This is a genomic window from Streptomyces sp. SolWspMP-5a-2 (genome assembly GCF_900091845.1).
Classification (GTDB): Bacteria; Actinomycetota; Actinomycetes; order Streptomycetales; family Streptomycetaceae; genus Streptomyces; species Streptomyces doudnae.
In genome coordinates, this window is sequence record NZ_FMCI01000348.1 from 20353 (window position 1) to 37903 (window position 17551).

The window sequence follows — 17551 nt, forward strand, 5'->3', positions numbered from 1 at the left end:
CAGACGGGAGCCCTCCACATGGCCGCAGACGACGGACGCGACGCACCCGCGGCCGGGGGCCGCAGCGTGATCGTCACCGGAGCGGGTTCGGGCATCGGGCGCGCGACGGCGCTCGCCTTCGCGGCGCTGGGCGACCGGGTCGTGGTGGCGGACCTGAACGCCGACACGGCCGGTGCCGTCGTCGAGGAGATAGCCGCCGCGGGCGGGACGGCGGTGGCGGCGGTCGGCGACCTCGGCGACCCGGCGGTGGCCGAGGCGGTGGCGCGGACCGCCGTGGAGCGCTTCGGCGGGGTGGACGTCCTGGTGAACAACGCCGGGATCATGGACCGGATGTCGGCGCTCGCGGACGTCTCCGACAGCGAGTGGGAGCGGGTCCTGCGGGTCAACCTCACCGCGCCCTTCCTGCTGACCCGCGCGGTGCTGCCGCACATGCTGGCGGCGGGCCGGGGCGCGATCGTCAACACCGCCTCCGAGGCGGGCCTGCGGGGCAGTGCGGCGGGCGCCGCCTACACGGCCTCCAAGCACGGGGTGGTGGGGCTGACGAAGAACCTCGCGGTGATGTACCGCAAGCAGGGCATCCGGGCCAACGCGATCGCCCCGGGCGGCACCCTGACCGGCATCGTGCTGGAGACCGACCAGGACGCCCACGGCCCGGCCGCGCTCGGCCCGCACTTCGTCAACGTCGGACGGCTGGCGCAACCCGAGGAGCAGGCGGCGGCCATCGTCTTCCTCGCCTCGGACGCCGCGGGCGCCGTCAACGGGGCGGTGCTGCCGGTCGACGACGGCTGGTCGGCGGTCTGACGGCCACGCCGGGCCGCCGGAGCGGTGGCTGGGCCGACGGACGGGGTGACCCGACGGGCGGGAGAGCCGACCGGCGGGGTGACCCGGTGGGCGGGAGAGCCGACCAGCGGGGTGACCCGGTGGGCCGGTGAGCAGACAGGCGGGGTGACCCGACGGGGGGGAGAGCAGACCGGCGGGGTAGCCCGACCGGCGGGGTAGCCCGACCGGCGGGGTAGCCCGACCGGCGGGGTAGCCCGACCGGCGGGGTAGCCCGACCGGCGGGAGAGCGTCCCGGAGGGAGAGCCGACGGACGGGAGGGCGGCCCGGCCACGCGACCGGGGCGGACGCAGCACGGCCCCCGGGGCGGGCGGAGCACGGTGCTGGGGCGGACGGAGCACGACCCCCGGGGGCCGTCGGAGCACGACCCCCGGGCGCCCCTCGGCGACCGGTGCGGGCCCGCCGTCATGCCCGCGGCCCCCGCCTCACTTGCCGGTCACGAAGAGGCGGGCGAGACGCTCCCCCGTCGCGACGGTGGCGGCACGGTCCTCGATGGGCTTGATCCGGGCGTCCCGGAAGACGATGTAGGTCACGTCCTCGGAGGTGCCGCCGTTCCTCGGGTCGGCGGCGATGCCCAGGCCGCGGGCGGTGGCGTAGGACGCCTCGCCGATGACCCCGCGCGGGCCGATGTCCCCGACCACCGCGTACTGCACCCGCCCGCCGTGCACGACGGCGGCGACGGAACCGCCGCCCACCCCGTGGGCCCGGTGGTTCCAGACGCGGCTCGGGGCGGGCACGACGATGTACGGGAGCCGTTCGGCGCTGAGCGCGCGCCCGTCCGACTGCGGGAAGGCGGTGGCGTCGGAGAAGAGGGGGTCGGTGCGGCGGTTGCAGCGGGCGGTGGGCCGTCCGTCGCAGTCGATGTCCAGGTCCGCCTTCCAGAAGACGGCGTCCCGGGTGCCGCACACCGGGATGTCGGCGGGCCTGCCGTCGTCGCTGCGGTAGCGGCCCCGGGAGATCTGGACGCACCGGTGCGTCCTGGCGAGCAGGTCGGCGGCGCGGACCGTGCCCTCGCTCCACGCCACCGGCTCCTCCCGGGTCCGGTGCTCGACGGCGGGCGACAGCGCGGGCGCGAGCAGGGCCATGCCTGCCGCGGCCAGCGTCAGCGAAGGGAGACGCACCACAAGGAACCCTTTCCCGGGAGGCTCTGACGGACACTCAGCCCAATCTGGTGCCACCCCTGGCACTCGGCCACCGTAAGGGGGCCGGACGGCGCATCCCGCCCACCGCGAGGACACGCGCCCGCCGTTCGGCCTACCGGCGCATGCGGGTCGGCCGGGCTCCACCGGGGAACGGCGGCCTCGGGCGCGCGGGTCGGGCATCCGCGGGCAGGGGCCGGGAGTCTGAGCCCGTGTCGGCTCCGACCACCCGGCCACCCGCGTCACGGCACGGGGTCAGCGACGACAGCGGGCCCGCGCCAGCGGCATGAACTTCCTTGCCCTCAAGGCGAGTTCGGCCGCGAATGACTCCAGCATACGTAACGCGGGAGGGTGCTCACGAACCCCCGTCCCCGTCCGCCCCCTTGATGTGGCCCACCGGGGACGTCATATTGGTCCGGACCATTGCCGTTCCATCGTCCGGGGAGGCAGAGCCGTGCGTCGCGTGACCGTTCTCCTGCGCCGAACCCTCGTCCTCGCCGCCGCCGCGCCCCTGGCCGTCTCCTGCGCCTGGGGCGGCGGGGACGACGACGGCGGCCGTCTGCCCGGGGCGCCGGTCGGCGTCACCGCCGAGGCGGGCAGCTCCACCAGCGTCCATGTGATGTGGAACGCGGTCTCGAGCTCCCCCGCCGTCACCGGGTACGCGGTGTACCGGGACGCCGAGAAGGTGAAGGAGGTGCCCGGCGGCGAGCGGATGACGGACGTCGTACGGCTCTCTCCCGGCACCGCCCACACGTTCACCGTGCGGGCCCGCGACAGCGAGGGACGGCTCGGACCGCCCAGCCGGGCCGTGCGGGCGACCACCCCGGCGGCCGTCGCCGCCGACCGGAGCGCCCCGTCCCGTCCGGGCGCCGTCCGGGGGCGGGCCGTCGGCGGCAGGGCCGTCCAGCTCTCCTGGTCAGCCGCCACCGACGACCGCGCCGTGGTCTCCTACGACGTCTACCAGGGGACGACGAAGATCCACAGTGTCGGCGGGAGCCAGACCGCGACCGTCGTCACCGGGCTGCGTCCCGGCACCGCCTACGCCTTCACCGTCCGGGCCCGCGACGCCGCCGACAACCTCTCCGCGCCCGGCACCGCCGTCCGGCTCACCACGCCCGGCACCGACGACGGACGCGACACCGCGCCCACCGGCTTCCGCGCCGCCGGCCACCGCGCCGACGGCGCCTACTCGCTCGACCTCTCCTGGACCCCGCCGCGTACCGACGGCGTCGTCACCGAGTACCAGATCCGGCTCGACGGACAGCCCGCCACCTCCCTCGTCTACGGCGGGGACCCGCCGCGCGGCAGGGCGACCTACAGCTTCTACGTGGGCCGGGAAGCCGGGGTGACCCACCGGGTCCGCCTCCGGGCCAGGCTGCCCGACGGCACCTGGGGCGGGTACACGGCGGAACGGACCGTGACGACCGGCGAGGACTGAGGGCACCCGCCGCCCGGCCGCGCAACGTGCGCCTAACGGACGAACGCGTCACCTGCCCGGCCCCGGCCCGGGTGCGCCGGGGGCCGGGGGCACATTGGCTGCCCCTTGAGACAGCACGGGCGATTCCCGATCCCAGGCGGCGCAAGGGGTTCCGCCGACCGTGCCGTCGGAGGCCCGCATGCGCTCTGCCCTCTCGCTCCCGCGCCCCGCCGTCCCGCCCGTCCTCGCCGCCGGACTCACCGCGGCGCTCGCGGTCGCGCTGCCCCTCGCCGCCGCCGCGGCACCGGCCCGCGCCGCGGCCGCGGGCATCTCCGTGAGCACGAGCGGCTCCACCGTGTCGGTGTCCACCACCACGTGCTCCCACACCAGCGCAAGCGGGAGCTGGGGCACCGCCTCGCTGCTCACCAGCAGCCAGACGAGCGCCCGGCAGGGGCGTCAGGTCGCGCTCTCGGGCACCGCGAACCTCCAGTCGGCGGCCTGGCAGAGCGTCACCCCGGGCACGTACACCGTCATCGTCGAGTGCTCCAACGGCACCGGCGCGGGCACCCAGTCGGTGATCGTGTCGGGGTCCGGCACACCGACCACCTCGTCCACGTCGGCGGCGACCGCCAACCCCAACGCGAACCCGAACTCGACCGTGGCGACCGGCGCCCCCTCGCGCGGAGTCCTGGGCGGACTCGGCGGCTCGGTCAAGGACTACGGTCCGGTCACCCTCGGCGTGGGCAGCGCCCTGGTCGGCACCGGGGTGATCGCGGCGGCCTGGTTCCTGCGCCGCCGCGCCAAGCCGCACCGCCTCTGAACCCCGGGCGCCCCGGCCCGCCCGGCGCGGCCTGCGCGCCCCGCGCCGAACCCGCCCGAAACTGCCCGAACCTGCCCGGCGCCGTTCCGGCCGACCCGGTGCGGGAGTTCGCGGCGCCGCCCCGCCCCGGTCGTTCAGTCCGCGGTGCCGGTGCCGTCCAGGTCCGCGAACTCGGTCAGGGCGTGGTCGAGCCACTCGGTCCAGAAGGTCTCCAGGTCGATGCCCGCGCGCAGGACGAGGTGGCGGACCCGGTCCTGGGGGGTGACACGGTCCGGCGGGAAGTCCCGCTCCTCGATCGCCCGGTACTCCGCCAACTGCGCCCGGTGCAGGTCGAGATGGCGGCGCAGGTCGGCCTCGATGCCGGTGCCGCCGACGACGGCGGCCGCGCGCAGCCGCAGCAGCAGGGCGTCCCGGTAGGGCTTGGGGTCCTGGGACGCGGCGGTCCAGCGGGCGAGTTCCGCGCGTCCGGCCGGGAGTACCTCGTAGCTCCGCTTCTGGCCGCGCGCGGGCCGGTCGGACGGCAGGGCGCGGATGTGCCCCTCGGACTCCAGCCTGCCCAGCTCGCGGTAGATCTGCTGGTGCGTGGCCGACCAGAAGTAGCCGATCGACCGGTCGAACCTGCGGGTCAGCTCCAGCCCCGACGACGGCTTCTCCATCAGGGCGGTGAGGATCGCGTGCGGGAGTGACATGGGGTCATCCTAGGGACGGCGGTCACAGGGCCGCCGCGATCTCGGTGCCCTGCCGGACGGCGCGCTTGGCGTCCAGTTCGGCGGCCACGTCGGCGCCCCCGGCGAGGTGCGCGGTGCGTCCGGCGGCGCGCAGCTCCTCGTACAGGTCGCGGCGGGGCTCCTGGCCGGTGCACAGGACGACGGTGTCGACCGGCAGGAGGGTGGGCTCGCCGCCGACGGTGAGGTGGAGTCCGGCGTCGTCGACGCGGTCGTAGCGGACGCCGGGGACCATGGTGACGCCCCGGTGGCCGAGTTCGGCCCGGTGGATCCAGCCGGTGGTCTTCCCGAGGCCGCCGCCGACCTTGGTGGGCTTGCGCTGGAGGAGGTGCACGGTGCGCGACGGCGCGGGCCGCTCGGGGGCGGTGAGTCCGCCGGGGGCGCGGTGCAGGGGGTCGACGCCCCAGCGGCGCAGGAACGCCGCGGTGTCCCGGGCGGCCGGTCCGCCGTCGTCGGTGAGGAACGCGGCGACGTCGAAGCCGATCCCTCCCGCGCCGAGGACGGCGACCCGGTCGCCGACGGGGGCGCCGTCGCGCAGCACGTCCAGGTAGCCGAGGACGCTCGGGTGGTCGACGCCGGGGATGTCGGGGACGCGCGGGGTGACCCCGGTGGCGACGACGACCTCGTCGAACCCGGCGACGTCGGACGCCCGCGCCCGGGTGCCCAGCCGTGACGTGACGCCGAGCGCGGCGAGCCGGTGCCGGAAGTAGCGCAGGGTCTCGTCGAACTCCTGCTTGCCGGGGACCTTGCGGGCGACGTTGAGCTGTCCGCCGATCTCGTCGGCGGCGTCGAACAGGGTGACGTGGTGGCCGCGTTCGGCCGCGGTGACCGCGCAGGCGAGCCCGGCGGGTCCGGCGCCGACCACGGCGACCCGCTTCGCCCGCCGGGTCGGGGAGAGCACCAGCTCCGTCTCGTGGCAGGCGCGCGGATTGACCAGGCAGGAGGTGATCCGGCCGCTGAAGGTGTGGTCGAGGCACGCCTGGTTGCAGCCGATGCAGGTGTTGATGGCCTCGGGGGTACCGGCCCGCGCCTTGGCGACGAAGTCGGGGTCGGCGAGCATCGGGCGGGCCACGGAGACCATGTCCGCGCAACCGTCGGCGAGCAACTCCTCGGCCAGCTCGGGGGTGTTGATGCGGTTGGTGGTGACGAGCGGCACCGTCACCTCGCCCATCAGGCGCTTGGTCACCCAGGTGTAGGCGCCGCGCGGCACGGAGGTCGCGATGGTGGGCACGCGGGCCTCGTGCCACCCGATCCCGGTGTTGATGAGGGTCGCGCCGGCCGCCTCGACGGCGCGGGCGAGGGAGACGACCTCGTCGAGGGTCGAGCCGCCGGGGACGAGGTCCAGCATGGACAGCCGGTAGACGATGATGAAGTCGTCGCCGACCGCCTCGCGCACCCGGCGCACGATCTCGACCGGGAAGCGGCTGCGGCTCTCGTGGTCGCCGCCCCAGCGGTCGGTGCGGTGGTTGGTGGCGGCGACGACGAACTCGTTGATCAGGTACCCCTCGGAGCCCATGATCTCGACGCCGTCGTACCCGGCCGCGCGGGCGAGGCGGGCGGCGCGGACGTAGTCGCCGATCGTCTCCTCGACCTCGTCGCCGGTGAGTTCGCGCGGCACGAAGGGGCTGATGGGGGCCTGGAGCGGGCTGGGCGCGACCAGGTCGGGGTGGTGGGCGTACCGGCCGAAGTGCAGGATCTGGAGGGCGATCCGGCCCCCGGCGCGGTGCACGGCGGCGGTGACCACGGTGTGCCGTTCGGCCTCGGCCTCGGTGGTGAGCCTGGCGCCGCCCTCGTAGGGCCGTCCGGCGTCGTTGGGGGCGATCCCGCCGGTGACGATCAGGCCCACTCCCCCGCGGGCCCGCTCCGCGTAGAACGCGGCCATCCGCTCGAAGCCGCCCTCCGCCTCCTCCAGGCCGACGTGCATGGAGCCCATCAGGACGCGGTTGGGCAGCGTGGTGAAGCCCAGGTCGAGCGGGCGGAGGAGGTGGGGGTAGCGGCTCATCGTCGGGCCCTCCGTGCGGGGTGTCGTGCCCTCTTTGTAGAGGATCCCGGCGGCTTTATGCAACTAGTTGCAAAACATCGGCACGCACGGAAGCCCGGTCGGCGCCCCCGCGCCGCACGCCCTTAGCGGCTCTCCAGCCGCAGATGCACGTCCCTCTCCTGGTCGCCGGAGGCTCCGGTCAGGTCCTGGACCGAGTAGACGGACTCCAGGACGGAACGGAAGCGTTCGACCGCCCAGTAGCCGCCCTGCACGTCGGCCGAGACCGGTCCGTCGAGGTGGGCGGGGGCGGACCCGGCGTGGGCGTCGGCGACGTCGAACGTGCCGAGCCAGACCATCGGGCGGGTCCCGTGGGGGCGGGCCGCGCCCTCACCGGCGTCGCGGTCCGACGCGAAGCACGCGCACAGGGTGGAGAAGACGGTGTCGGCGTCGTGCCTGCTGCAGTCGCTGAGGAAGACGGTGACGGGTTCCGGGTGCGTTCGCTCGCGGTCCATGGCGATCGCTCCTCTCGTGGCGGGCGCCGTGCCCGGCCGGGCGGGTGCCCGTCGGAGCGCGTCCCACACTCCAGGGAAACACCACACGGCGCCCGGGGCACCAGATGCCCCGGGCGCCGTCGGCCGTCCCCATCCGCGCGGTGGCTCAGCTCTTGGTGAAGCGGTACGTCTTGCTGTCGGTCAGGACGCAGAAGCCGGGCGAGACGACGATGACGCGCAGGGTGCCCGTGCGGCGGTCGTAGTCGATGCCCTCGGCCTCGAAGCTGCCCGAGCAGGAGCTGCGCAGCGGGATCTGGCGCAGGGCGCTGACATGGCCGGAAACGTTCGAGGTCCCGTTCGGCGCGGCCGACAGGTCGACCTGGAGCAGCGGCTTGGTGACGCCGAAGAGGCTGCCCTCGGGGTCGTCGGAGGAGCAGAGGAGGGTGGTGGCGCTGGAGAAGTCGCAGCCCTGGACGTCCCGCACGGCGTGGTCGAGCTGGACGGTGGCGACCTGCGGGAGGTTCGCCGAGGGGGACGTGGCGGGGTTGACGCCGGGGGTCGGGAAGACCAGGAAGCGGGTCATGGTGCCGTACTCGCCGGAGAGCATCCACTGCCCGTCGGGCGAGACGGCGACCCAGGAGTTGTTGAGGGCCTCGCCGGGACTGAGCGTGTGGACGTACTCCGACCAGGCGCCGCCGGGCGCCTGCACCCGGTACATCTTGGCGGTGCCCGAGTCGGCCTGGTACGGCTCGATGTAGTGGCCGTCGTAGGAGGCGTCGGGGTCGCCGACGTGGTTCCAGCCCCGGCTGGAGACGGAGATCGGGATGGTGCCGATGCCGGTGTAGCGGTTGGCGCTGTTGGCGGGGACCTCGATCGAGGCCAGGCCCTGGCTCTCGGTGAGCGGGTCGGCGCGGTCGGAGCCGACCTCGGTCCAGGTGTCGGCCGCGGCGGCGGGCGGCGCGGCGGAGAGGACGGCCGCCGTGGCGAGGGCGAGCAGGGCGGTGAGGGTCGCGTGACAACGTTGCCGGGCGCGCGGGGCCATGGGAGGAACCTCCGTGGTGCGTGGGGGGGGAAGCGTGCTCGGCGGACAGTCTGACCGGGGCGCGTAGCCATGTACAGACCAATATCGAAACGGCGGCCGTCGGCCGGGCCGACCCCGGGGGTCGCGGATCCTGTACGCCCCGTCACACGGTCACCGCTTCACCGGACAGATCCGGCCATGTTGAGGGATGGTGGAGGAGAGCGTCGGGATCGTCACACGAACTCGTGCGCGCGGTAGAACTGGGGAGTCGGCACGGGGGACGCCGCGTGCGACGGCGAAGGCGGTGCGTGCCATGGGTCCACCCGGGTTCCCGGTGACCGGCGACGAGGAGCCGGTCGGTCCGAGCGGGCTGCTGGACGTGCTCGGCGTGGCCTCGGTGCTGCTGGACGCCCGGGGGCACATCGTGCTGTGGAGCCCGCGGGCCGAGGAGCTGTTCGGCTACTCGGCGGCGGAGGCGCTGGGCCGGTACGCGGCCACGATCATGGTCCACGAGCACCATCTCGACCTGGTGGTGAAGCTGTTCGCGGACGTCCTGGCCACCGGCCGGAGCTGGGCGGGGGCCTTCCCGATCCGGCACAAGGACGGCGGCACCCGCCTGGTGGAGTTCCGCAACATGCGCCTGCTGGACGAGGGCGGCGCCGTGTACGCGCTCGGCCTCTGCGCCGACCTCGGCACGGTGCGCCGTCTCGAACGGGACGTGGCCCTCTCCACCCGGATGATCGCGCAGTCCCCGATCGGGCTCGCCGTCCTGGACACCGACCTGCGGTACGTCTCCGTCAACCCGGCGCTCGAACGGCTCAACGGTGTCCCGGCGGAGGACCACATCGGACGGCCGCTGCGCGAGGTGCTGCCGGACGTCGAGGTGGACGCGGTGGAGGCGGCGGCCCGCCAGGTGCTGGAGACCGGCCGCCCGCTCGTCGACCGGCGCACCCTCGGCCGGACCCCGGCGGCGCCGGACGAGGACCGTGCCTGGGCGATCTCGCTGTACCGCCTGGAGGACGCGGCGGGGCGGGTGCTCGGCGTGGCCGGTTCGGTGGTGGACGTGACCGAGGAGCACCGGGCGGGCATCGAGGCGGAGGCCGCCCGGCGGCGACTCGCGCTGATCGCGGACGCCTCGGCGCGGATCGGCACCACCCTCGAACTGGACCGCACGGCCGACGAGTTGGCGGACGTCGCGGTGCCGGAGCTGGCGGACGTGGCCGCCGTCGACCTGCTGGAGGCGGTGGTCGAGGGCAGGCGCAGCCGCCTCGGGCCCGGGGAACCGGCGCGGATGCGGGCGCTGGCCGTGCGGGGGCGGGACGCGCCGCAGGCGCTGCTGGCCGCCGACCCGCCGGGGCAGGTCGCCGGGTACGGCCCGGACCGGCTGGTCACCGAGTGCGTGCGGACCGGGGAGGTGGTCCTGGTCGCGGAGGTGACGGAGGCCGACCTGCCGCGCATCGCCCGCTCCCCCGAGGCGGCCGGGCTGCTGGCCCGCGCGGGCGTCCACTCCTATCTCGCCGTCCCGTTGACGGCGCGCGGCGAGGTGCTGGGCGCCCTGGATCTGAAGCGGACCGGCAACCCGCTGCCGTTCAGCGCCGACGACGTGCTGCTGGCACGGGAGTTGGCGGCGCGGGCGGCGGTGCAGATCGACAACGCCCGCTGGTACCAGAACGCCCGGGACGCCGCCCTCACGCTCCAGCGCAGCATGCTGCCCAGTCATCCGGCGGTGACCGGCGGCCTGGAGGTGTCCTCGCGCTACCAGCCCGCGGGCGCCACCAGCGAGGTCGGCGGGGACTGGTTCGACGTGATCCCGCTGGACGGCGGCAAGACGGCGCTGGTCGTCGGCGACGTGATGGGCAGCGGCGTGGACGCGGCGGCCACCATGGGCAGACTGCGCACCGCGACCAACACGCTGGCCGCCCTCGATCTCGATCCGGCCCGGCTGCTGGCCCACCTCGACCGCAGCGGCGCCGACGCCGACCAGTCCATCGCGACGTGCGTGTACGCCGTCCACGATCCGGGCGCGGGGCAGTGCCGGATCGCCAACGCCGGGCATCTGCCGCCGGTGCGGCTGCGTCCGGGGTGCCCGCCCGAGCTGCTCGAACTGCCCACCGGGGGGCCGCTGGGGGTGGGCGGGGTGGAGTTCTCGACCACCACGGTCGACTTGGTGCCGGGCGACCGCGTCGTGTTCTACACCGACGGTCTGGTGGAGCGGCGCGGCCAGCCCCTCGACGAGCGGCTGGACGCGCTGCTCGCCCTGCTGGAGGGGCCCGACGTGCCGCTGGAGGAGACGTGCGACCTGCTCCTGCGCACGCTCCACCAGCCGGACGACTCCGACGACGTCGCCCTGCTCATCGCGCGGGTGCGGGCGGCGGACTGAGCGGGCTCACGGCCGCACGCCGAGCACCACGTGGGCGTACCGCTCCTCGTCGGTTGCGAGCGCCGCGTCCAGGCCCGCGCCGGTGAACACGGCCAGGGCCGCGGCGGCCTGGCGTTCGCTGGTCTCCACCAGCAGGCAGCCGCCCGGCGCGAGCCAGTGGGACGCCGCCGCGGCCACCCGGCGCAGCACGTCGAGCCCGTCGGGGCCGCCGTCCAGGGCGACCAGCGGTTCGTGGTCGCGGGCCTCGGCCGGGAGCAGGCCGACCTCGCCGGTCGGGACGTAGGGCACGTTGGCGGCGAGGAGGTCGACGCGCCCGCGCAGCCGGGCGGGCAGCGGGTCGAAGAGGTCGCCGGTGTGGACGTGTCCGCGGGCGGCGGCGACGTTGCGGCGGGCGCAGCGCACGGCGGCCGGGTCGATGTCGGCGGCGTGCAGTTCGACGCCGTCGCCGAGCGCGTCGGCGAGGGCCGCGCCGACCGCGCCCGAGCCGCAGCACAGGTCCACGACGACGGAGGCGTCCGGCGCGTGCGCGAGGGCCCGTTCGACGAGGAACTCGGTGCGGCGGCGCGGGACGAAGACACCGGGTTCGACGGCTATCCGCAGCCCCCTGAACTGGGCCCAGCCGACGACGAGTTCGAGGGGGTGACCGGCGACCCTGCGCTCGACCAGGCCGGTCAGTTCGGCGGGGGTGCGGGCCGCGGAGAGGATGAGCCGGGCCTCGTCCTCGGCGAAGACGCAGCCGGCGGCGCGCAGCGCGGCGACGACCTGGTCAGGGGTGAGGGGCGCGGGACGGTGGTGGGACATGGGAGACGAGAGCCTTTCGGGAGCCGAAGGGCGCTCTCGTGGTCACCGGCGGCGGTGGTCCGGCGGGACGGGAGGGGAGAGCACCCGACCTGACTGAGCGGTAATGGGTCTCACCTCCTCGGTGGGCGACGGCCGGGACGTTCCGCGACCGGACGGCGTCACGGTACCCCAACGGCCCTCGGCGGGGCGATCGGCGGTGCGAGTTGTAGTGTGCAACCAGGTGAGCGAGGGAGGTCGGGGTGGACGCAGCCGATGCCGTGGAGGTCATCCAGCGCGAGATGACGGTGTTCGCCCGGCGGGCCCGTGCCTCGGCGGGGCGGATGCATCCGGAGCTGTCGCTCGTGTCGTACACGCTGCTCGGGCACCTGGAGGAGAGCGGCGGCTGCCGGGCCACCGACCTGGCCGCGCACTACGCGCTGGACAAGTCCACGGTCAGCCGCCAGGTGACGGCGCTGGAGCGGGCCGGTCTCGTCGAGCGGCGCCAGGACGCCGGGGACCACCGGGTGCAGGTCCTCCAGCTCACCGGCGCGGGGCGGCGCATCCTCGCGCAGGTCACGGAGAGCCGCCGGGCGGCGTTCCGGGAGCGGCTCGCGCAGTGGCCCGCGGACGACCTGGAGCGGTTCGCGGGGTACCTGGTGCGCTACAACACCCGCCCGGACGCCCTCGCCGCGCCCGACGAGCGCGGCTCCGCGATGTTCTGAGCGCCGGACCACCGGTCCCCTCTCCCCCCGGTGGAGCGTCCGCCGGGGGAAGGAGAGGGACAAGGGCGCCCTAGCCGACCGGTACCGCCGTCCTCTCCTCCGTGAGGTGCTCGGGGGCGCGGGCGGCGAGGAAGGCCGTGGTGCGGCGCAGCCGGAAGCCGAGCGCCTCGTAGAGGCGGACGGCGGTGGTGTTGCCCGCGCCGGTGTGCAGGAACGGCGTCTCGCCGCGTTCCCTGATGCCGTGCCCGACGGCGCGGATCAGCCGGGTGGCGAGGCCCTCGCCGCGGTAGGCGGGATCGGTGCAGACGGCGCTGATCTCCGTCCACCCCGGCGGATGCAGCCGCTCCCCCGCCATGGCGACGAGGGCGCCCTCGCGGCGGACGCCCAGGTAGGTGCCGAGTTCGACGGTGCGCGGCAGGAAGGGGCCCGGCTGGGTGCGGGCGACCAGGTCCAGCATCTCGGGCACGTCGGCGGGGCCGAGCCGGACGGCCTCCGGTTCGGGGGCGGCGACCAGGCCGTCGTCGACGAGCTGGACGCCGTCGAGGTGGAAGACGATCTCCCAGTCGGGCGGGACCGTGCCGTTGAAGCCGAGCAGCGGGACCTCGGCGCCCGGTCCGGTGAGCGCGGCGAGGTCGGCCCAGTCGTCGGGGCCGGGGTCGTCGGGCAGGGCGATCCACGGGGTGACGTCGACGGGGTAGCGCAGGATGCGCCGGTGCCGTTCGGCGAAGTGCGCGTGCGGGCCGGTCAGGGAGGAGAGGGCGGGGTTGTCGAGCGGGTGCGGTGCCTCGCGGCTCATCCGGCGACCTCGATCACGATCTTGCCGCGGGCGTGGCCCTCCTCGACGGTGCGCAGTGCCTCGGCGGCGCGCTCCAGCGGGAAGGTGTCCGTGACGTGCGGGTCCAGGTCGCCGCCGGCCACGAGGGCGGCGACGGCGGCCAGGCGCGCGGAGGTGCGGCTCGGCGCCACCCGGGCGCCGCCGAGCCGTTCGGCCTCCGCCTGCGGCGCGCCCGCGGTGACCAGCCTGCTCCGGTCGGTGAGCAGGGTCGCCGCCTCGGCCAGGACCTCGCCCCCGACCAGGTCGTAGACGCCGTCCACGGTGCCCGGCACCCGGTCGGTCCAGCCGGGGCCCGAGGCCACGTGGGTGGCGCCGAGGGACTCCACCAGCTCCCGCTTGGCCTCGCCGGCCACTCCTAGCACCCGCAGTCCGAGGGAGCGCGCGATCTGCACGGCGGCCACGCCGACGCCGCCGCCCGCGCCCGTCACCAGCAGGGTGCCGCCGGGTTCCAGGCCGATCTGCCGGACGCCCTCCCAGGCGGTGACGCCCGCGACCGGGAGGGTGGCGGCGTCGGCGAAGGAGACGGTGGCGGGCTTCTCGGCGATCAGGTCGGTCGACAGCAGCGCGTAGGTGGAGTAGCCGCCCTCGACGGGGCGCCCGAAGACGGCGTCGCCGACGGCGGGCGTGCTCACGCCCTCGCCCGTCTCCTCGACGACCCCGGAGACCTCGTTGCCGAAGACGGCGGGGAAGACGGCCTCGCCGGTCTCCCCGGGGCGCCGGTATCCGGTGCGCTGCTTCCAGTCGACGGGGTTCACGCCCGCGGCGCGGACCGCGACCAGCACCTGGCCGGGCCCCGGAACGGGCCGCTCCACCTCCACCAGGGCCTCGGTCTCCGGTCCGCCGTAGCGGGTGAACACGTACGCCTTCGGCATGGTCGCCACTCTCCTTCGCTTCCGCCCGGGATCCGGTGGTACGGGCACCGGTCCGGTCCTCTCCGGGCAAGGAGGATCGGCGTGCGGCTATTCCCGGGCCCGGGACAGTTCACACCGGCGTGACATTCGCGGGCGGAGCCGGTCTGACGTGCGGGGACCGCCGGAGTCGCACGTCCGGTCGGTGCGGAGCGACAATGGGACCCGGAGACACATCGGCCCCTTCCGGCATCGCTGAGGCGAGGAGGTCGGCATGCGGACCCGGGTGCGCGGCTGGCGCTGGCGGCAGAACCCGCTGCGGCGCCACTCGGACGTCGTCGAGGCGTGGACGGCGCTCCTGGTGGCGGTGCTGCTGGTGCTCGGGGCTCCGCTGGCCGGCGTGCTGACCGGGTGGTGGGCGCACGACTACGCGCACACGGTCGCCGCGACCCAGCGGGCCAGGCTGCACGAGGTGCGCGCCGAGGTGGTCGGCATGGACGCGGCCACCCAGCCGGGCGTGGGCACCGGGGACGGCAGCGGCTACCGGGCGACGGTCCGCTGGACGGAGCCGGGTTCGGGGCGGCACACCACCACGGCGCTCGTCCCGCCGACGGTCCGGCAGGGCTCGACGGTGGAGGTCTGGCTCGACGCCCGCGGCCGGTCCGTCCCGGCGCCGCCGGGCGCCACGGCCGTCTGGCAGCACGCGGTCACCATGGGCTCCTGCGCGGCGGGCGGCACGGCCGCCGTGGTCCTGCTCGGCAGCGCCGTGGTGCGCCGTACCGCCACCCGGCACCGGATGGCCGAGTGGGAGCGGGACTGGGCCAGGACCGAACCGGAGTGGCGGCAGCGGCGCCTGTGAGGTGACCGGGGGACCTGGCGAGTGGTAGGACCACCCCCGTACGGTGTGATCACCCGCACGGTCCCTTCACAAAGGCGGTCCTCGATGGCCCTGTTCGACCTGTCCCTCGACGAACTCCGCGCGTACCGCAGCGACTCCGCCGCGCCCGACGACTTCGACGCCTTCTGGTCGACGACGCTGGCGGAGACCCGCGCGCACGACCTGGACGCCCGCTTCGAACCGGTGGACACCGGGCTGACCACCGTGGACGTGTTCGACGTGACGTTCAACGGGTTCGGCGGACACCCGGTGAAGGGCTGGCTGACCCTGCCCGCGAACGCCGGGGGGCCGCTGCCGCTGGTGGTGGAGTTCGTCGGGTACGGCGGCGGGCGCGGGCTGGCCCACGAGCACCTGCTGTGGGCGTCCACCGGCCGCGCCCACTTCCTGATGGACACCCGGGGCCAGGGCAGCGCCTGGGGCGCGGGCGGCGGCACCGCCGACCCGGTGGGCGGCGCGCCCTCCTACCCCGGGTTCATGACGCGGGGCCTGGACGCGCCGGAGAACTACTACTACCGCCGGGTGTTCACCGACGGCGTGCGCGCGGTGGAGGCGGCCCGCTCGCACCCGGCGACCGACGCCTCCCGCACGGTGGTGCTGGGCGCGAGCCAGGGCGGCGGCATCACCCTCGCCGTCGGCGGACTGGTGCCCGACCTGGTGGCGGTCGCGCCCGACGTGCCGTTCCTGTGCGACTTCCCGCGCGCCACGGTCCTGACGGACCGTCACCCGTACCGCGAGATCGGCCTGTTCCTCAAGACGCACCGGGGCCGCGCCGCCGACGCGCTGCGCACCCTCGCCTACTTCGACGGCGTGCACTTCGCGTCCCGGGGCACGGCGCCCGCGCTGTTCTCCACCGCCCTGGAGGACCAGACCTGCCCGCCGTCCACGGTCTACGCGGCCTTCAACGCCTGGGCCCACGAGGACAAGGCGATCGAGGTGTACGACTTCAACGACCACGAGGGCGGCGGCCCGTTCCAGGAGGCGGCGAAGATGCGCTGGCTGCGGGCCTACGCCTGAGCGGCGGCGGGGGCGGCCGGTGATCGTCGGCCGCGCGGTGCGGTTTCGGCCGAACCGGGCGGCCGCCCTTCCCCTCGCGGTTTAGACCACTGTAGACCTGGTGGCGCAATGAGCCCGCACGGCTACCCCCTGTCACCGATCAGGAGGCGCGGCATGGCCCGCACCACCCCGCACGACCGACCGTCCCCGGCGGAGGAGCCGTTGTACTGGCGCGTGGCCGGCGAACTCCTCGACGAGCTGCGCTCGGGCGTCACCGAGCCGGGCCAACGGCTGCCCAGCGAGCGCCGGTTGGCCCGACAGTACGGGGTGAGCAGGGAGACCGTGCGGCAGGCCCTCGAAGTGCTGCGCCGGGACGGACGGGTGGTCACCGACCGGCGTGGCACCCAGGTCGCCCTGCCGGGGGCGGCGGCGCGGACCCCGTCCGCCGTCACCTTCCCGCTGGGGTCGAGGAACGTCGAACCCGGGCCCGCCGACCGGGCCACGGTCGCCTGGGAGACCCCGCCGCCCGAGCACGCGCGGGCGCTCGGACTGGCCCCGCACCGGCCGACGCTGGTGCACCGGTACGAGTCGGCGGGCGCGGACGGGAGGGACCTGCGGACCGCGCTGACGTCGTTCTCCCCGGTCGCGCTCTCCGAGGTCGCGGAGCTGGCCCGCCTCCGGGACCGCGCCGACGGCACCGCACCGGCCCAACTGCGGCTGGCCTACGACTGGATGCGCAGGGCGGGCCTGACCCTGCACCACCGGGACTCCATCACCCGGCTCCCGGACGCGCCCTCGGTCCGGGTCACCCGGCGGGTGCACGACCAGTACGAGCGCCCGCTGGAGATCACCGACCTGCTGGTGGACGTCCGGCAGGACGTGCTGGTCTACGAGTTCACGCTGCCCGCCGCGGGCTGAACCGCCTCCTTGCGCGCCGTGACCAGGCGGGCCCGGGGGCTGCCGTCCCGGCGGCGGCCGAGTTCGGTGAGGGGCGTCGACCCCACCGCGAAACCGGCCCGCCGGAGCGCGCCGCGGACCTCGCCGGGCCGGAACGCCCGGTAGTACATGACGAACGGCGGGCGCCACACGGCGTTGCGCAGCCGCATCCCGGCGTCGAAGCCGAGCAGCGCCCAGTGGAGCGGGGAGGCCGGACCGGGCGGCGCCAGGACGGGGAAGGCGAAGGTGCCGCCCGGCCGCAGCACGGAGTGCACCTGGGCGAAGAGGCCGGGCAGTTCCCGGGGCAGGAAGTGGCCGAACGCCCCGAAGCTGACCACCAGGTCGAAGGCGCCGCCGCGGAAGGGCAGTCGACGGGCGTCGGCGCGGACCCAGGAGGTGTCCGGGGCTGCGCGGCGGGCCACGTCCAGCATCCCGGCGCTGAAGTCGACCCCGGTGACCGTGCCCCGGCAGACCGCGTCGAGCACCGGGCGTCCGGCGCCCGTGCCGCAGCACAGGTCGAGCCCGTCGCCGTGCGGGCCGGTGCGCCGCAGCGCCGCCGCGACCGCGTCGAGCACGGAGTCGGGGGTGCGGAACGGCGTGTGGTCGAACTTCGGGGCGAGCAGGTCGTAACCGCGCTCGACGGAGGACAGCGCCTGGACGGCGAGTTCACGCAGGCTGGGGCCTTCGGGACTGAACACCCGCCCGAGCGTAGGCGAAGGGACGGACCC

The 17551-nt window shown here is 75.4% G+C and carries 17 protein-coding genes; 8 read left to right on the forward strand and 9 right to left on the reverse strand.

What is annotated here, in order from left to right:
• Nucleotides 1–18: 18 nt before the first annotated feature.
• Nucleotides 19–801 (forward strand): SDR family NAD(P)-dependent oxidoreductase, encoded by a 783-nt coding sequence (locus GA0115242_RS34310; protein ID WP_093835554.1) that lies wholly within the window; start codon nt 19–21, stop codon nt 799–801.
• Between the two features lie 461 nt (nt 802–1262).
• Here GA0115242_RS34310 and GA0115242_RS34315 read toward each other — a convergent pair whose 3' ends face one another.
• A complete protein-coding gene (locus GA0115242_RS34315; protein ID WP_093835600.1) occupies nt 1263–1958 on the reverse strand; it encodes a glycoside hydrolase family 75 protein in 696 nt (231 codons plus the stop codon).
• Nucleotides 1959–2430: 472 nt separating this feature from the next.
• On the opposite strand from GA0115242_RS34315, the gene GA0115242_RS34320 reads away from it, so the two are divergent.
• A complete protein-coding gene (locus tag GA0115242_RS34320) occupies nt 2431–3414 on the forward strand; it encodes a fibronectin type III domain-containing protein (RefSeq protein ID WP_370672341.1) in 984 nt (327 codons plus the stop codon).
• Between the two features lie 178 nt (nt 3415–3592).
• Nucleotides 3593–4213, forward strand: a complete 621-nt coding sequence (locus tag GA0115242_RS34325) for a hypothetical protein (protein ID WP_093835556.1) — start codon at nt 3593–3595, stop codon at nt 4211–4213.
• A gap of 134 nt (nt 4214–4347) precedes the next feature.
• Here the strand turns inward: GA0115242_RS34325 and GA0115242_RS34330 are convergent, their stop codons facing one another.
• From GA0115242_RS34330 to GA0115242_RS34345, 4 genes are all read right to left on the reverse strand, one after another.
• The gene (locus GA0115242_RS34330; RefSeq protein ID WP_093835557.1) at nt 4348–4902 is read right to left on the reverse strand and encodes a PadR family transcriptional regulator; all 555 of its coding nucleotides are present in this window, start codon (nt 4900–4902) and stop codon (nt 4348–4350) included.
• A gap of 22 nt (nt 4903–4924) precedes the next feature.
• On the reverse strand, nt 4925–6940 hold the full coding sequence (locus GA0115242_RS34335) for an NADPH-dependent 2,4-dienoyl-CoA reductase (RefSeq protein WP_093835558.1): 2016 nt from the start codon (nt 6938–6940) through the stop codon (nt 4925–4927).
• A gap of 122 nt (nt 6941–7062) precedes the next feature.
• Complete coding sequence (locus GA0115242_RS34340) at nt 7063–7431, reverse strand: hypothetical protein (protein ID WP_093835559.1); 369 nt, start codon at nt 7429–7431, stop codon at nt 7063–7065.
• Between the two features lie 145 nt (nt 7432–7576).
• On the reverse strand, nt 7577–8452 hold the full coding sequence (locus GA0115242_RS34345; protein ID WP_093835560.1) for a hypothetical protein: 876 nt from the start codon (nt 8450–8452) through the stop codon (nt 7577–7579).
• Nucleotides 8453–8744: 292 nt separating this feature from the next.
• On the opposite strand from GA0115242_RS34345, the gene GA0115242_RS34350 reads away from it, so the two are divergent.
• Complete coding sequence (locus tag GA0115242_RS34350; RefSeq protein ID WP_093835561.1) at nt 8745–10811, forward strand: SpoIIE family protein phosphatase; 2067 nt, start codon at nt 8745–8747, stop codon at nt 10809–10811.
• Between the two features lie 6 nt (nt 10812–10817).
• Here the strand turns inward: GA0115242_RS34350 and GA0115242_RS34355 are convergent, their stop codons facing one another.
• Nucleotides 10818–11612 carry a putative protein N(5)-glutamine methyltransferase gene (locus tag GA0115242_RS34355; protein ID WP_093835562.1) on the reverse strand — a complete coding sequence of 265 codons (795 nt, stop codon included), beginning with the start codon at nt 11610–11612 and terminating at the stop codon, nt 10818–10820.
• Nucleotides 11613–11851: 239 nt separating this feature from the next.
• Here GA0115242_RS34355 and GA0115242_RS34360 point away from each other — a divergent pair, with 239 nt between their 5' ends.
• Entirely contained in the window at nt 11852–12313 is a 462-nt protein-coding gene (locus GA0115242_RS34360; RefSeq protein WP_093835563.1) for a MarR family winged helix-turn-helix transcriptional regulator, read from the forward strand.
• A 70-nt stretch (nt 12314–12383) separates the two neighbouring features.
• Here the strand turns inward: GA0115242_RS34360 and GA0115242_RS34365 are convergent, their stop codons facing one another.
• Nucleotides 12384–13109, reverse strand: coding sequence for a GNAT family N-acetyltransferase (locus GA0115242_RS34365; protein WP_093835564.1), 726 nt, complete (start codon nt 13107–13109; stop codon nt 12384–12386).
• Entirely contained in the window at nt 13106–14020 is a 915-nt protein-coding gene (locus GA0115242_RS34370) for a quinone oxidoreductase family protein (RefSeq protein ID WP_093835565.1), read from the reverse strand. Before GA0115242_RS34370 ends, GA0115242_RS34365 begins: the two co-directional genes overlap by 4 nt.
• Nucleotides 14021–14270: 250 nt before the next feature.
• Between GA0115242_RS34370 and GA0115242_RS34375 the strand changes: the two genes are divergently transcribed.
• From GA0115242_RS34375 to GA0115242_RS34385, 3 genes are all read left to right on the forward strand, one after another.
• The gene (locus GA0115242_RS34375) at nt 14271–14855 is read left to right on the forward strand and encodes an Rv1733c family protein (protein ID WP_093835566.1); all 585 of its coding nucleotides are present in this window, start codon (nt 14271–14273) and stop codon (nt 14853–14855) included.
• An 84-nt stretch (nt 14856–14939) separates the two neighbouring features.
• Nucleotides 14940–15908 (forward strand): acetylxylan esterase, encoded by a 969-nt coding sequence (locus GA0115242_RS34380; protein ID WP_093835567.1) that lies wholly within the window; start codon nt 14940–14942, stop codon nt 15906–15908.
• Between the two features lie 153 nt (nt 15909–16061).
• Nucleotides 16062–16805 carry a GntR family transcriptional regulator gene (locus GA0115242_RS34385; protein WP_093835568.1) on the forward strand — a complete coding sequence of 248 codons (744 nt, stop codon included), beginning with the start codon at nt 16062–16064 and terminating at the stop codon, nt 16803–16805.
• Here the strand turns inward: GA0115242_RS34385 and GA0115242_RS34390 are convergent.
• A complete protein-coding gene (locus GA0115242_RS34390) occupies nt 16775–17521 on the reverse strand; it encodes a class I SAM-dependent methyltransferase (RefSeq protein WP_093835569.1) in 747 nt (248 codons plus the stop codon). The two genes, GA0115242_RS34385 and GA0115242_RS34390, sit on opposite strands and share 31 nt — an antisense overlap.
• Nucleotides 17522–17551: the final 30 nt, after the last annotated feature.

Bases quoted from the DNA above. Each gene is read 5' to 3' on its own strand.
- GA0115242_RS34335 (WP_093835558.1), bottom strand. From the start codon at position 6,940: ATGAGCCGCTACCCCCACCTCCTCCGCCCGCTCGACCTGGGCTTCACC.
- GA0115242_RS34370 (WP_093835565.1), bottom strand. From the start codon at position 14,020: ATGCCGAAGGCGTACGTGTTCACCCGCTACGGCGGACCGGAGACCGAG.
- GA0115242_RS34340 (WP_093835559.1), bottom strand. From the start codon at position 7,431: ATGGACCGCGAGCGAACGCACCCGGAACCCGTCACCGTCTTCCTCAGC.
- GA0115242_RS34330 (WP_093835557.1), bottom strand. From the start codon at position 4,902: ATGTCACTCCCGCACGCGATCCTCACCGCCCTGATGGAGAAGCCGTCG.
- GA0115242_RS34350 (WP_093835561.1), top strand. From the start codon at position 8,745: ATGGGTCCACCCGGGTTCCCGGTGACCGGCGACGAGGAGCCGGTCGGT.
- GA0115242_RS34380 (WP_093835567.1), top strand. From the start codon at position 14,940: ATGGCCCTGTTCGACCTGTCCCTCGACGAACTCCGCGCGTACCGCAGC.
- GA0115242_RS34385 (WP_093835568.1), top strand. From the start codon at position 16,062: ATGGCCCGCACCACCCCGCACGACCGACCGTCCCCGGCGGAGGAGCCG.
- GA0115242_RS34375 (WP_093835566.1), top strand. From the start codon at position 14,271: ATGCGGACCCGGGTGCGCGGCTGGCGCTGGCGGCAGAACCCGCTGCGG.
- GA0115242_RS34325 (WP_093835556.1), top strand. From the start codon at position 3,593: ATGCGCTCTGCCCTCTCGCTCCCGCGCCCCGCCGTCCCGCCCGTCCTC.
- GA0115242_RS34345 (WP_093835560.1), bottom strand. From the start codon at position 8,452: ATGGCCCCGCGCGCCCGGCAACGTTGTCACGCGACCCTCACCGCCCTG.
- GA0115242_RS34355 (WP_093835562.1), bottom strand. From the start codon at position 11,612: ATGTCCCACCACCGTCCCGCGCCCCTCACCCCTGACCAGGTCGTCGCC.
- GA0115242_RS34310 (WP_093835554.1), top strand. From the start codon at position 19: ATGGCCGCAGACGACGGACGCGACGCACCCGCGGCCGGGGGCCGCAGC.
- GA0115242_RS34365 (WP_093835564.1), bottom strand. From the start codon at position 13,109: ATGAGCCGCGAGGCACCGCACCCGCTCGACAACCCCGCCCTCTCCTCC.